Annotated in this window: 11 protein-coding genes and 1 riboswitch; of the genes, 5 read left to right on the plus strand and 6 right to left on the minus strand. The window is 71.6% G+C overall.

Translation table 11 applies throughout. The annotated features are described in order from the left end of the window. Positions 1 to 6: 6 nt before the first annotated feature. From AB0F72_RS22300 to AB0F72_RS22310, 3 genes are all read right to left on the minus strand, one after another. Positions 7 to 498: a hypothetical protein gene (locus AB0F72_RS22300; protein WP_360434481.1), complete on the minus strand. Its 492-nt coding sequence runs from the start codon at positions 496 to 498 to the stop codon at positions 7 to 9. Positions 499 to 835: 337 nt separating this feature from the next. Beyond that, positions 836 to 1,312 (minus strand): hypothetical protein, encoded by a 477-nt coding sequence (locus AB0F72_RS22305; protein WP_360434484.1) that lies wholly within the window; start codon positions 1,310 to 1,312, stop codon positions 836 to 838. Positions 1,313 to 1,424: 112 nt separating this feature from the next. Continuing rightward, positions 1,425 to 1,979, minus strand: a complete 555-nt coding sequence (locus tag AB0F72_RS22310) for a helix-turn-helix domain-containing protein (RefSeq protein WP_360434487.1) — start codon at positions 1,977 to 1,979, stop codon at positions 1,425 to 1,427. Positions 1,980 to 2,112: 133 nt separating this feature from the next. Here AB0F72_RS22310 and AB0F72_RS22315 point away from each other — a divergent pair, with 133 nt between their 5' ends. Further along, positions 2,113 to 3,378 (plus strand): thiolase family protein, encoded by a 1,266-nt coding sequence (locus tag AB0F72_RS22315; RefSeq protein WP_360434490.1) that lies wholly within the window; start codon positions 2,113 to 2,115, stop codon positions 3,376 to 3,378. Positions 3,379 to 3,448: 70 nt separating this feature from the next. Here AB0F72_RS22315 and cydC read toward each other — a convergent pair whose 3' ends face one another. From cydC to AB0F72_RS22330, 3 genes are read right to left on the minus strand one after another with little or no spacing between them, the layout of a single operon-like run. Next, positions 3,449 to 7,219 carry a thiol reductant ABC exporter subunit CydC gene (gene cydC, locus AB0F72_RS22320; protein ID WP_360434493.1) on the minus strand — a complete coding sequence of 1,257 codons (3,771 nt, stop codon included), beginning with the start codon at positions 7,217 to 7,219 and terminating at the stop codon, positions 3,449 to 3,451. Beyond that, complete coding sequence (gene cydB, locus AB0F72_RS22325) at positions 7,216 to 8,196, minus strand: cytochrome d ubiquinol oxidase subunit II (protein ID WP_360434496.1); 981 nt, start codon at positions 8,194 to 8,196, stop codon at positions 7,216 to 7,218. Before cydB ends, cydC begins: the two co-directional genes overlap by 4 nt. A 12-nt stretch (positions 8,197 to 8,208) precedes the next feature. After that, on the minus strand, positions 8,209 to 9,618 hold the full coding sequence (locus AB0F72_RS22330) for a cytochrome ubiquinol oxidase subunit I (RefSeq protein ID WP_360434499.1): 1,410 nt from the start codon (positions 9,616 to 9,618) through the stop codon (positions 8,209 to 8,211). A gap of 90 nt (positions 9,619 to 9,708) precedes the next feature. On the opposite strand from AB0F72_RS22330, the gene AB0F72_RS22335 reads away from it, so the two are divergent. The 4 genes from AB0F72_RS22335 to AB0F72_RS22350 all read left to right on the plus strand — a co-directional run bounded on the left by AB0F72_RS22335 (position 9,709) and on the right by AB0F72_RS22350 (position 13,744). Then, complete coding sequence (locus AB0F72_RS22335) at positions 9,709 to 10,122, plus strand: BlaI/MecI/CopY family transcriptional regulator (protein WP_360434502.1); 414 nt, start codon at positions 9,709 to 9,711, stop codon at positions 10,120 to 10,122. Continuing rightward, complete coding sequence (locus tag AB0F72_RS22340; RefSeq protein WP_360434505.1) at positions 10,119 to 11,024, plus strand: M56 family metallopeptidase; 906 nt, start codon at positions 10,119 to 10,121, stop codon at positions 11,022 to 11,024. Before AB0F72_RS22335 ends, AB0F72_RS22340 begins: the two co-directional genes overlap by 4 nt. Before the next feature lie 154 nt (positions 11,025 to 11,178). After that, a riboswitch (cyclic di-AMP (ydaO/yuaA leader) is annotated at positions 11,179 to 11,314 on the plus strand. Positions 11,315 to 11,369: 55 nt separating this feature from the next. Continuing rightward, positions 11,370 to 12,305, plus strand: a complete 936-nt coding sequence (locus AB0F72_RS22345; RefSeq protein WP_360434508.1) for an NlpC/P60 family protein — start codon at positions 11,370 to 11,372, stop codon at positions 12,303 to 12,305. Positions 12,306 to 12,454: 149 nt separating this feature from the next. Then, a complete protein-coding gene (locus AB0F72_RS22350) occupies positions 12,455 to 13,744 on the plus strand; it encodes an AAA family ATPase (protein WP_360434511.1) in 1,290 nt (429 codons plus the stop codon). The last annotated feature ends 91 nt before the right edge of the window (positions 13,745 to 13,835 follow it).

Consider the following 13,835-nt stretch of genomic DNA (forward strand, 5'->3'; position numbering starts at 1 on the left):
TTGTTTCTAGCCAAGGATCACCTCCGTCGCCTGGCTGACCAGGAAGTCGATGGCGGTGTTGGTCAGTTGCTTGAAGATTGGGATCTCGAGCAGAGAGGCTCCGGCCGTCGGCACGGCCGTCGCGATCGCCTGGATGATCTGAGCTGCCAACAGGGTCAGCTGCACCAAGACATTGATCTTCAGTGCGAGGACCACACCTGCGCAGACGGTGAGCCCGCCCCCGATGGCGATCGCGCCCGCGCTGCCTCGGGTCAGTGCGGCGGCGCCGGAATCCTCAGCCTGCCACTGGGTCAGGAACGCGTCGACCGCGCGGGCGGTGTTGCCGTTCGCCACCTGTCGTGCGGCGGCTACGACATCCTCGTGCAACTCATCGATGACGTTCGCCAGCCTCAGCCATTCCTGGCCGAGGTCCAGCAGCTGGCTCTCGTCGGATTCCGGCCAGGAATATCCCAGTTCTTGCAGGAGGGCGGAGAGTTCACCGGGAAGCTGAATGCTCATCGAGGTTCGTCCAGCACGGCTGCCACGATGTCTTCACCGCTGCTCTCGTCGGTCTGCTCGAAGTCGTCCGCCATGGCATCGAGTACCTCGGCGTAGCCGGCAAGGCTGGCGCTCACCGAGAGATACGAAGCTCGGCGGTGCCGAATGCGGCTCGGTACGATTCCCCGATGAGGCCGCCCACCGGATCAGCGCCGAAGACATCGCCTCTACTGCCGGTGACAGCCGAGTGTTGCCGCCATAACTGCTCCAGCTGTTCTGCCGCAGCGCGTAACTGATCACCAGCGGCGCGCAGCGAGGGCGGATGGATGTCCACCCCGTGGACCGGGCCCGTCACTCGTCATCCTCGATCGCGTTCGAAGCGGGAGACCGCGTCCTGCATCGCGGTCACGAACATCGACATGCCACGCATCGAGTCGTTCTGAATGTCGCGAACCTTGTCGGCGAGGGCCGTGCCCGCAGCGCGAGCGGCTTCTGCGGAGTCCTGTGCCGAGGACTCGAATGCCTGATTGACAGCGTTCCGGATCTCCGCCGCCAGCTCAGCGGTCCCGAGTCGCAAGGCCCGGGCATCCATCTGGAGCGATTCCAGCCGTCCCGGGCTCACTTGTACCTGTATAAGGCCGTCCGCCGCGCTCGCGGATCCGGCAGTTCGAGCGCCACCCGGATCCGTGACTGCCTGTGCCAGCACTGCATTGGCGCGTTCCAGCAGCGCATCGAGCCGTGCGACATCCGTCGAGTCGTATGCCACCGTCACCTCCGCGGATGCGACCGCGCCGTACTCCGGCCAGGTGTGATCCGGCCAGGTGTGATCCGGCACGGTGTGACCCGGCCAGGTGTGATCCGGCGCGGTGTGATCCCATCGACAGAGGGGAATCATCCAGTCTTGAGGCCGGATTGGGACGTCGAACGTCCTCGATCTGACAGCCGTGTCAGCGGCTCTCGCGGACTAGTTCGGTCACCCACGCGACGGCGGTCTGTGCCTGCTCCGGCGTGCTCGCGTACAACCCGTTCACGAGCAGCCAGATCCGGGCGGCCAGCAGCTCCGGCTCGGCCGCCCCGAGCTGCCCCACCAACCGGTCCACCTCGGCGCGCGTGTCCGCGAGGTAGTTCTTGGCGACCCGGGCCGGCTCGTCGTCCTCGCCGGGGAACTCGGTCAGGTAGTTCCGGAAGGCGCAGCCCCGGTATCCGGGCCGGCGGACCCAGTCGGCGATCTCGGCGACCAGGGCGATCAGCCGGTCGGCCGGGGTGCCGGCCCAGCGCAGCGCCTCGCCGGCGGACTGGGCGCGCTCGCGGCGGACCAGGTCGAGGTAGGCAGCGGCCAGCTCGGCCTTGCTGGGGAAGTGCCGGTAGAGCAGATTCTTGCCGCACCCGGCCACCTCGACGACCTGGGCCATGCCGACGGCGCGGACGCCGTACTCGTAGAAGAGGCCGGCGGCGGCGGTCAGGATCGTGTCGCGGGTGCCCGGCGTGGGCGTTCGTGCCATGGTGACCAGTTTAACGGACCGATCAGTCCAACCGGACGTTACACTCGGACCGATCGGTCCGTTAAGAAAGCCCGGGAGAAGCCAAGTCCAGGAGAAGCCAAGTCCAGCAAAGCCAGCGGCAAGGGGAGCAGCCATGCGAGACGCCGTCATCGTCGACGCGGTACGCACACCGGTAGCCAAGGGCAAGCCCACCGGTGCGTACGCCGCCATCCACCCCGTAACTCTGCACGCCCATGTCCTGCGCGCGCTGGCCGAACGCGCACAAATCGCCCCATCCGGTACGACCCAGCCCGGTACAGCCCAGCCCAGTACAGCCCCGTCCGGTACAGCCCCGTCCGTTTCAGATGACCTCATCGACGACGTGATCAGCGGAACCGTCGGCCAGGTCGGCGAGCAGACCGGCAACGTGGCCCGCCTCGCCGCCCTCGCCGCCGGGTTCGCGGAGTCGGTGCCCGGTGTGACGGTCGACCGCCAGTGCGGCAGCAGTCAGCAGGCGCTCACCTTCGCGGCCCAGGGCGTGATCTCCGGCGGCTACGACGTGGTGATCGCGTCCGGAGCCGAGTCGATGTCCCGGATCCCGATCGGCAGCGCCGCGATCCGGGACGGTGAACGTGCCGACGTGGGTGGCCCGCTGCTCGCCGAACGCTACCCCGGCGGCCTGATCCCGCAGGGCATCGCCGCCGAGCTGATCGCCCGCAAGTGGGGTCTCAGCCGCGCCCAGCTGGACGAGTTCGCCATGCTGAGCCACCATCGGGCCGCCGCGGCGTGGCGGGACGGACACGTCGACGGCCAGATCACCCGGATCACCGATCTGGCGACCGACGAGACGATTCGCCCGGACACGGCCATGGCGGTCCTGGCCGGGTTGCGGCCCGCCTTCCGGGACGAGATCTGGGAGCGGCGCTTCGACACGATCGACTGGAAGGTCACCGCAGGCAACTCCAGCCCGGTCAACGACGGCGCCGCCGCCCTGCTCGTCACGACCAGCGAGATCGCGCGGCGGCACGGCTGGCGGCCGCGCGCCCGCATCCACACCGCGGTGGCCACCGGCGACGACCCCATCATGATGCTGACCGGCATCATCCCGGCCACCGCGAAGGTCCTCGCCCGCGCCGGGCTGTCCCTCGCCGACATCGACGCGTTCGAGGTGAACGAGGCGTTCGCCTCGGTCGTGCTCGCCTGGCAGGCGGAGACCGGCGCCGACCCGGCGAAGGTCAACGTGGACGGTGGCGCGATCGCCATCGGTCACCCGCTCGGCGCGAGCGGCGCCCGCCTCGCAACGAGCCTGCTCAGCGTGCTGGAACGCACCGGCGGCCGGTACGGCCTGCAGACCATGTGCGAAGCGGGCGGCACCGCGAACGCGACAATCATCGAACGACTGGACTCACCGCAGGACTGAGCTCACCGCACGACTGAGCCCACCGCACGACTGAGCCCACCGCACGACTGAGCCCACCGCACGACTGAATTCACCGCACGACTGAACTGACCGCCGGCAGGTCCACCACCCGGTCCACCAGGTCACGGCCTTCGAAGCGATGGGCGAAGACCAGCACGGTACGCCCGGACGCCGCGTCCAGCAGGTCCGCCATCAACGCGTGGGCGCCCGCTTCGTCGATCCCCTCGGTCGGCTCGTCCAGGATGAGCAGGTCCGGATCGGCGAGGAGGGCCCGCGCGGTCGCGAGCCGCCGCCGCTGCCCGCCCGACATCGTGCTGCCGCCGGTGCCGAGCCAGGTGTCCAGTCCGTCCGGCAGCCCGGCCAGCCAGTCGCCGAGACCCACCCGCTCCAGCGCCGCGACGAGCATCGGATCGGTCGCGCCGGGTGCCGCGAGACGCAGATTCTCCCGTACGGTCGACGCGAACACATGCCCCGTCTCGTCCCCGACCAGCACCGCCGTCCCGTCGAGCTCGACGGTCCCGGCCCACGGGTCGAGAAGCCGCCCGGCGACGGCCGCGAGCGTCGACTTGCCGGACCCGGACCGCCCCGTCACCATGGTCCGCGATCCGGCCGCCAGGTCGAGGTCCAGCCCGTCCAGCACCGGTTCCCGGCCCCGATCCCAGCCCGCCACCAGCCCCCGGATCCGCAGCTCCCCACTCCCGGCCCGCGTCAGCCCAGTCCCGGCCCGCGTCAGCCCAGTCCCGGCCCGTGCCAGTCCGGTCCCAGCACGCACCGGTCCGGCCTCGGCCCGCACCGGTCCGGCTCCGGCCCGCACCGGTTCGGCTTCGGCCCGCGGCTCGTCCAGCGCGGCGCTGACCGGCTCCTCCGTGGTCAGCGCGTCCACCCGTCGCTCCGCACCGGCGGCCTGACGCCGGGCGATCGCCGCGTCCGGCAGCGCCACCACCGTCTCGCCGAGAACGACAACGCCCAGGAGCAGCACCGCACTCCATTCCGCGGAAATCTCGGTGCCGGCGAGCACCACGGCGGTTCCGGCCACTGCCGCCCCCCACCCCAGGTGGGCGAGCGCCGCGGCCAGGCCGGACTCCCGCGCCGCGCGCGCCTCGAGCCGGGCGAGGGTCAGGCTCCGATTGACGGGTACGCCCAGTCGCGCCGCCCCCGAGCCCACCTCCTCGATCCCGTCCACGGTTTCCACCATGGCGTCCCGCAGCGCGGCCCGCGCGGTTCCGGTGGCCGCGTCGAGCCGGTCGGCCTGCCAGGCGGCCACGGCCGGCGCGAGCACCCCGGCGACCAGCACCCCGACGGCGAGCGGAACGACGACGGCGGGCGCGGCCACGAACACGGCCAGCCCGGCGACGGCGACGGTGGCCGCCGCCGCGAGCGCCGGGAGCCGGCCGCGCAGCAGCCCGTCCACCTGCGCGTCCACGTCGTCGACGAGCTTGGTGAGCAGGTCACCGCGGCGGTGCGCCAGCCGTCCCGGAACGCGCGGGATCAGGTCGGCGTAGACGCGGGCCCGCCGCCGTCCGAGCCGGGCGAACGCCAGGTCGTGCGAGACCAGCCGTTCCAGGTAGCGCAGCAGCGGCCGGGCGACGGCGCTGCCCCGGACCAGTACCACCGCCGCGGAGAGGGTCAGCACCGGTGGCAGCGAGGACGCCCGCACGAGCAGCCACGCGGCGGCCCCGGTCAGCAGCACGCCGGCGAGCGACGACCCGGCGCCGAGGGCAACCGCCGTCCAGGGCCGCCGAAGGCACCCCCACCGGCCCTGCTCCCCATCGGAACCCCGCACACCGGACCGTTCCCGGCCCTCCCCAGGTCCCCCCGAGTACCCGTCCCCACCGCCCTCCCCACCGGCTCCAGGATCCGCAACACCCGGCTGGGCTCCCGAGTCCACCGAGCCGTGCGCTCCCACCGGATCCAGGTCCACCACCCGGTCAGCGGAGGCGAGCAGCGCGGGCCGGTGGGCCACCACCAGAACGGCACAACCCTGCCTCGCGAACTCCCGCAGCCGCGCGACCACCAGCTTCTCCGCGTCCGCGTCCAGGTGCGCGGTCGGCTCGTCGAGCAGCAACGTCACCACCGGCCGCCCACGCCCAACCCGTCCCGCAGCATCCCCGGCAGCAGCATCCCCGGCAGCAGCATCCCCGGCAGCACCGCCGCCGGCCGCCCGGCTCGCGATGGCGGCGGCTTCCGCCACGACCGCGGCCGCCGCCTCCTCCGCGAGCGCCACCGACGCCCGGTGCAGGAGGGCGGCCAGCGCCAGCCGCTGCCGCTGACCCGACGAGATGCCGGCCCCGTGCTCACCGAGCGCTGTCGACGCGGTGACCTCACCGTCCAGGGCGACGGTCCGCAGCGCCTCGGCGATCTCGGCGCCGGTGGCTTCCGGCGGAAAGACCTCGGCGACGGTACGGGCGTGCGGCAGCGCCGGCCGCTGCGACAGGTAGAACGTGCGCCCGACGGCGATGGCGCCCGACTCCGCGGGGTGCAGCCCGGCGAGCACCCGCAGCGCCGTGGTCTTGCCGGCGCCGGACGGCCCGCGCAACGCCACCGTCTCCCCGGCCCGGACCGCGAGCTCCGGCAGGACGAGGGCGCTGCGTGCCGCACCGGGATATCCGGCTCGCAGCGCGCTGACCCGTACCCCCCAGCGGCCGACCGCGCCCGGAACGAGCGCGACGCGCGCGGCGAGATCTCCCCGCGCCGGGCTCGCGCCATTCTCTGGGGAAGCGGTCTCCGGGGAGGCGGGCTCCGGCGAGTGAGTGTCCGGCGAGTGAGTGTCCGGGAGGCGGCGCGGGGGAGCGGCCGGGGCGAGCACCTCGTCCACGTCGGCGATCACCGCGGTGGCATCGGTCGCCGCGTGGTAGCGGGCCGCCATCTCGCGCAGCGGCCGGTAGGCCTCGGGGGCGAGCAGGATCACCAGCAGCGCCGGCGCGAGGTCCATCGTGCCGGCCGCGACGCGCAGCCCGGCCTGCACCGCGATCAGGCCGACCGACAGGGTGCCGACCAGGTCCAGGGCGGTCGACGAGAGGAACGCGACCCGCAGCACCCGCATGGTGGCCCGCCGGTGCTGGTCGGTGAGGTCGGCGATGACGTCGATCTGGCGGTCCGCCCGGCCGAACACCTTCAGCGTCGCGAGGCCGCGGACCACGTCGAGGAAGTGCCCGGCCAGCCGGGCGTCGGCCGCCCACCGCTGCCGTGCGCGGGACTGGGTGGCCCAGCCGATCAGCGCGCCGAGCAGCGGGATCAGCGGCAGCGTGAGCAACGCGATGATCGCCGCCGCCGGGTCCACGACGGACATCACCAGGATGACCAGCGGGGGGAGGATCACGCCGAGGGCGAGCGCCGGAAGGTACCCGGAGAACCACGGTTTCAGCGCGTCCAGCCCGGTGCCGAGAACCGTGGTGAGCCGGCCCGCACCGTAGTCGGCCACCCACGCCGGCCCGCGCCGGGCGACGGTGTCCAGCATCGAGCGGCGCAGCTCGTCGGTGACCCGGGCGGCGGTGCGCCGGGCGGTCACCTGTTCGGCCCAGGCGAGGACGGCCCGCGCGGTGAACGCACCGGCGAGCAGCGTGATCCCGTTCTGCCGGGGCCCACTGACGATCCAGCAGAGACCGATCGCGAGCGCGACGGTGGCAGCCGCCTGACCGGCCCCGATCAGCGTCAGCAGCGCGACCCCGGCACGGCTGGCCCGGGCGTGCCGCAGCAGCCGGGGATCGACCGGTCCCCGCGAGATCCGGCGTTCCCCGCCTGTCCATTGGTTCTCGCCTGCCCGGTGGTTCTCGCCTGCCCGGTGGTTCTCGGGCGATGCGGTCCCGGAACGGTCGAGATCGGCCGGGGACGGCCGCGTCATGACGCCACCCGTTCGCTGGCGATGCGGCGGCGGAAGACCCAATAGGACCAGATTTGGTACGCGAGGACGCCGGGCAGCACGATCACCCCGGCGATCGTGATGAGCTTCAACGCCTCCGGGCCGGCCGCGGCGCTGATCCGGGTCAGGCTCCAGGCGTCCGACAGGGTACTGCGCAGCACCACGTCCCCGTGGACGAGGAACACCGTCACGACGGCGGCGGCCACCCCGGCGGCGACCGCCACGAACGCCGCCGCCTCGCGGGCCCGGCGGGCCAGGACACCGGCGCCGAAACTCAGCACGGCGGCGAGCAGGACGATCCGGGATCCGGTGCCGATGCCGGCGATCAGGAGGGCGACCGCCCCGCCCAGGCCGGCGTGCCGGGCCAGGCCGCGGGCCCGGCGGCGGACCGGGCCGGTGGTGCGCAGCGCGAGGAACGTCGCGCCGAGCAGGATCGCGGCCAGCAGCGCGCCGAGCGCGCCGAGCCCGGCGGCCGGGGTGAGCAGCGGGTCGAGGCTGCGGGACAGGCCGGTGCCGGTGACCTCGCCGTCGGCGCCCAGGGCGAGGCCGTGCACGAAGATCCCGAGGACGGCGCCCCAGAGCAGCACGATGCCGGTGGACGACCCGGCCAGCAGCAGGTCGGCGCGGCGGCGCCAGGCAGGCGAGTCGTGTTTGCCGCGGAACTCCAGGGCGACGCCGCGGATCGCCAGCATCAGCAGGATCAGCACCATCGGCAGGTAGAGGGCGGAGAGCAGGGCGGCGTACCAGGCCGGGAAGGCGGCGAACGTGACGCCGATCGCGGCGACCAGCCAGACCTCGTTGCCGTCCCAGAACGGGCCGATGGTACGGATCGCCGCGCCCCGCTCGTGCTCGTCGCGCCCGAGGACCGGGGTGAGGATGCCGACCCCGAAGTCGAAGCCCTCGAGGACGAAGTAGAGCACCCAGGCGAGGACGAGAACCGCGAACCAGAAGGTGATCATGATGGGAATCTCCTAGTAGGCCGGAACCGATTCACGCTCGGGCGCGGACTCGATCTTGTCCGGTGCGAGCGGCTTGCGCGAGAGGTGCACGACCAGCCGCCACCAGACGATCGCCAGGAGCCCGTAGACGAGCGTGAACCCGGCCAGCGAGGCGATCACTTCGGCGCTGGTCAGCCCGGGCGAGATGCCGTCGGAGACCTTGGAGATGCCGAAGGCGAGCCAGGGCTGGCGAGCGGTCTCGGTGAAGATCCAGCCGAACGTGTTGGCGGCCGCCGGCAGCAGCGGCGCGAGCCAGATGAACCGCCGCAGCAGCGCCGGCGTGCCGCGGCCCGGCTGCAGGAACGCCGGCAGGAAGCGGACCCGGAACGCGTACGACGACCAGAGGTGGAACGCGGCCACCGCCATCGCGAGGATGCCCGCGCCCATCATCAGCCGGAACGTCCAGAACGCCACCGGGATCATCGGCACGTAGCTGCCCGGCCCGTACTGCGCCACGTAGGCGGCCTGGAGGTCGTCGATGCCCTGCACCGTCCCGTTGAACGAGCCGGTGCCGAGGAAGGAGAGCAGCTTGGGCACCTCGATGCTGAAGAACGGCCGATCGTGGCCGAGCTCCCCGATGGCGAAGATGGAGAACGGCGCGCCGGTGGTCGTCTCGTACAGGGCTTCCGCCGCCGCCATCTTCATCGGCTGCACGGCCGTCATCACCTTGCCGAGGTGGTCACCGCTGATCACCGTCCCGAGCCCGCCGACCAGCATGATCCAGGCGCCGAGCCGGGAGAGGGTCTCGAACGAACGGTCGGCCTTGAGCCGCCACACCCCGATCGCCAGCAGCAGCCCGCCGCCGGCCATCGCGGCGCCGGCCATGGTGTGCGGGAACGCGGCCAGGACCACCTCGTTGGTGAGCAGCTCGGTGAAGCTGGTCAGATGAGCGCGACCGGTCTCCGGGTCCAGCGCGTACGCCACCGGGTTCTGCATGAACGAGTTGGCGGCCAGGATGATGTACGCCGACAGCAGCGTCCCCACCGCGACGATCACGATCGTGGCGGCGTGCACGCGGCGGGGCAGCCGGTCCCAGCCGAAGTACCACAGCGCCAGGAACGTCGCCTCCAGGAAGAACGCGAGCATCCCCTCGATGGCGAGGGTGGGACCGAAGACGTCGCCGTAGAAGCGGGCGAACGCGCTCCATCCGAGCCCGAACTGGAACTCCTGGACCAGGCCGGTGACCACGCCGACGGCGAAGGTGGCGATCAGCAGCTTGCCGACGAACTTCGTCAGATGCAGGTATTTCTCCCGAGACGTCCGCATCCAGGCCAGCTGCAGCCCCGCTGCGGTCGCGGCCAGGCAGATCGACAGCGGCACGAACAGGTAGTGGTAGATCGTGACGACCGCGAACTGCAGCCGGGTCAGGTCAAGCACGTCCACGGGTTCCCCCAACGTAGTACGACGCTTCGTAGTAGATACTACGTCGTGTAGTACGACAACCTGACGTAGGCCTCCCGTAGGATGGAACACATGGCGCCGCTCTCGAAGAACCCGCTTTCGAAGACCTCGCTTTCGAAGACCTCGCTCTCGAAGAACCTGGGCGACCTCGAGCGTGAGGTCATGACGAAGCTCTGGGACGCGCCGGAGCCGCTGACCGTCCGCCAGGTGCACGAGCTGCTCAGCCGTGACCGCGACCTGGCGTACACCACGGTCATGACAGTGCTCGACCGGCTCGCCAAGAAAGGCCTGGTCACCCAGCAGAAAGCGGACCGCGCCTACCGCTACGCCCCGGCGCAGACCCGCGAGGAGATGACCGCCGGCCTGATGTTCGACGCGCTCAGCGCCACCCCGGACCGGGACGCCGCGCTGGCGTACTTCATGGGTCAGCTCCCGCCGGAGGCGCTGGCCGCGGCGATCAAAGCGGCAGCCGACCGGAAACCGTGACAGCGCTGCTGCTGGGCGCGCTGGGTCTGACCCTCTCGCTGATCGCGCCCGGCATCCTGGCCAGGGCGAAGTGGCCGGACCGGGCCCCCGTCGCCGGCGTCCTGCTCTGGCAGGCGCTCACCCTGACCGCGGTGCTCTGCGCGCTCGGGGTGGTGCTCGCCGCCCCGGAGGAGGTGACCCGGGCGGCCGGCGCGCGCCATCCGGAGACGGTGGTCGCGCTCGTCCTGTCGCTCGCCATCGCCGCGACCATCGTGATCCGGCTGCTGATCTCGCTCGCCAAGGTGACCTCCCGGGCCCGTGCCCGGCGGGCCCGGCACCGGACCCTGGTGGATCTGCTGGACCGGGTGGAGCGGCGCGACGACATCAAGGGTGGCGAGGTGCGGATCCTCGACGGCGCGCTGCCGATGGCGTACTGCGTGCCCGGCCGCCAGCCGCGGGTGGTGCTCAGCGACGCGGTGCTGCAGGTTCTCGACCGGGACCAGGTGGACGCGGTGCTGGCGCACGAGCGCGCCCACCTGCGGCACCGGCACGAGCTGGTGATGGAGTCGTTCACCGCCTTCTACCAGGCGGTGCCGAAACTGCTGCGCAGCCGGGTGCCGCTCGACGCCGTACACCTGCTGCTGGAGATGGTGGCCGACGATGCCGCGCGGCGCCGCACCGGGCCGGCGCCGCTGCGGGCCGCGCTGGGTCGTCTCGCCGATGCGCTGCCGCTCGCCGAGGGGGTGCTCGCCGACGGGGCCGCGGGGGAGGCCCGCCGGCGGCGCCTGGCGCGCCTGGATCTGCCCGAGAGCCGGTCACTGACGGTCGCCGCGAGCGCCGCCGCGGCGGGTCTCCTGGTGCTACCCACAGTGATCTTGGTGGTGCCGTGGCTGGGGCGCGCGATTAACACCTGGCCCTTTTAGCCACTCTCCGTAAGGGAAATGGAGCGCACGGTTTCGCCACGCGGACGACCTTTTCTTCCGCGTTCCGTGACCGGTACGGTGGTTCCCGGTTCGGTAGCCCCCCAATCGTCCACCCGGCCGATCTGCCGAGCCGCCGCCTAAACGCCGAGTGCTTCGAGACCGAGTGCCTCGAGAGACAAAGCGCGCCGGGGACCCAGGTAGTCCCGGGGTGAAGCCGCTCCCCCCGAGCGGCCGGGCAGCTTCCCGCCCGAACCCGTCAGCTAACCCGGTCGGCGGTCGAGTGGGAAGAAAGGACAACGCACCTAAGTGAAACGGAAAGGCCTCTTACGCGGTTTGGTCTGCGTAATGGCCGCGGCCGGAATCGTTCTCACTGGTCCCGCCGTTGCCCATGCCGAGCCCACGCCGGCAAGCGTCGAGAAGCAAATCGACGAGCAGTGGAACAAGCTCGAGCCCGTCATCGAGGAGTACAACTCGGTGCACGCCAAGCTGAAGAAGCTGCGCAAGCAGCAGTCTTCGCTGGAGAAGACGCTGAAGCCACTGCAGGTGAAGGTGGATGTCGCCATGGCCCAGGTCCGGGGCATGGCCGTGGACGCGTACATGCAGGGCCCGCCGAACGCGTTCAACGCGATGGTCATCAGTGGTTCGCCGACGTCGCTGACCGAGAAGCTCGCGCTGCTCGACCAGCTGGCCCAGCACCAGACCGAGTCCATCGAGCACGTGGCGCAGCTCCGCGACAAGTACGCGGGCGACAAGGCCAAGGTGGACCAGCTCGCCTCCGAGATCGCCGTCCGGGACACGGACCTGGCGTCGAAGAAGAAGGCGATCGAGAAGGAGATCAAGGACCTCCAGAAGCTCCGGATCGAGGCCTACGGCACGGCGAACGCCGACGACGGCGCGCTGCGCACCGGCCCCTGCCCGGTCACCTACACCAACGACAAGGGTGGTCGCGCGGCCCAGCGGGCGTGCGACCTGATCGGCAAGCCCTATGTCTTCGGCTCCAACGGCCCGAACAGTTACGACTGCTCGGGTCTGACGCAGGAGGCGTGGGCGGCTGTCGGTGTTCACCTCGAGCACTACACGAAAGACCAGTGGGGCTCGACCAAGTCGGTCAGCCGGGACGAGTTGAAGCCGGGCGACCTGGTCTTCTACTACTCCGATGTGCACCACGTCGCCATCTACATCGGCGGCGGCAAGGTGGTGCACGCACCGCACACGGGCGACTACGTGCGGATGGCGACGATCGACCGCGGTCCCATCGCGGGCTATCGCCGGCCAGGTTAGGAATCGCTGACGAAGATCGCCCCTCGCCGGAGTGCGGGGGGCGATCTTCGTTTGTCCGGCCTCAACCGCGCGCTTTTCCGCCCGGCGGATCTCACCCGTGCCGCAGTACCCGCCGGGCGGCGAACTCGGCGGGGGCATAATCGCCTGTCATGAGCGACCCCTTGATCGACAGCCTCACCGCCGCGGTGCAGGCCCGTCCCGACGACCTCCCGCTGCGCCTGCACCTGGCCGAGCTGCTGGTGGCCGCGGGCCGGGGCGCGGAGGCGATCGGGCATGCCGCTCAGGTGCTCGCCCGCGAGCCGGGCAACGCCACCGCCCAGCAGCTGATGGGCCGGGCGCTCGGAACCACCCCGGCCGCTACCCCGGCGCCGCCGGCCGAAAAGCCGGCCGAGCAGCCGGTCGCGCCGCCCTCGGCCGAGCCGCAGCCCTCGGCCGAGCCGCCGGCTGCGCCGTCGCCGGCCGCCGTCGACTGGTCCGCCATGGAGCAGCAGTTCGGCGACGTCGTCCCGCCCCGGTTCACCCACACCGGCGAGCCGGACCCGGTCCGGGGCCACCAGGACCGGGTCTTCGACGTCGAGAGCTCCACGATCACGCTCGCCGACGTCGGCGGCATGGCCGACGTGAAGAAGCGCCTCGAGGTCTCGTTCCTCGGCCCGCTGCGCAACCCGAAGCTGCGGTCGCTGTTCGGCAAGAGCCTCCGCGGCGGCCTGCTGCTCTACGGCCCGCCCGGCTGCGGCAAGACGTTCCTGGCCCGGGCGGTCGCCGGTGAGATGGGCGCCGCGTTCATCTCGCTCAGCATCACCGACGTGCTGAACATGTGGGTCGGCAGCTCGGAGAAGAACCTGCACGACCTGTTCGAGTCGGCTCGCGGCCACGCGCCGTGCGTGCTGTTCCTGGACGAGATCGACGCGCTCGGCCACAAGCGCAGCCAGCTCCAGTCGTCGATGCGGACCGTGGTGAACCAGCTGCTCACCGAGCTGGACGGGGTCGAGGGCGGCAACGACGGGGTGTTCGTCCTCGCGGCCACGAACGCGCCCTGGGACGTCGACTCCGCGTTGCGGCGGCCGGGACGCCTGGACCGTACCGTGCTGGTGCTGCCGCCGGACCGCCCGGCCCGCGCCGCGATCCTGGAATTCCACCTCCGGGACCGCCCGGTAGCCGGCGTCGACCTGGACCAGGTCGCGGCGGCCACCGAGCACTACTCCGGCGCGGACCTGGCGCACCTGTGCGAGACCGCCGCGGAGTACGCGATGCGTGACTCGATCGCGTCCGGCGAGATCCGGATGATCGGCCAGGCCGACATGATGGCCGCCGCCCGCGAGGTGCGCCCGTCGACCGACGCGTGGTTCGCGACCGCCCGCAACGTGGCGATGTTCGCGAACGAGAGCGGCGAGTACGACGACCTCGCCACGTACCTCAAGAAGCGCAAGGTCAGGTGAGCGAGCTGCGGGTGAGCGAGCGTCGGGTGAGCGAGCGTCGGGTGAGCGAGCATCGGTTGATTGAGCACGGTCCCGGGACAGAAGCGCGCGT

The sequence above is a fragment of the Actinoplanes sp. NPDC023936 genome (genome assembly GCF_040639325.1).
GTDB lineage: Bacteria > Actinomycetota > Actinomycetes > Mycobacteriales > Micromonosporaceae > Actinoplanes.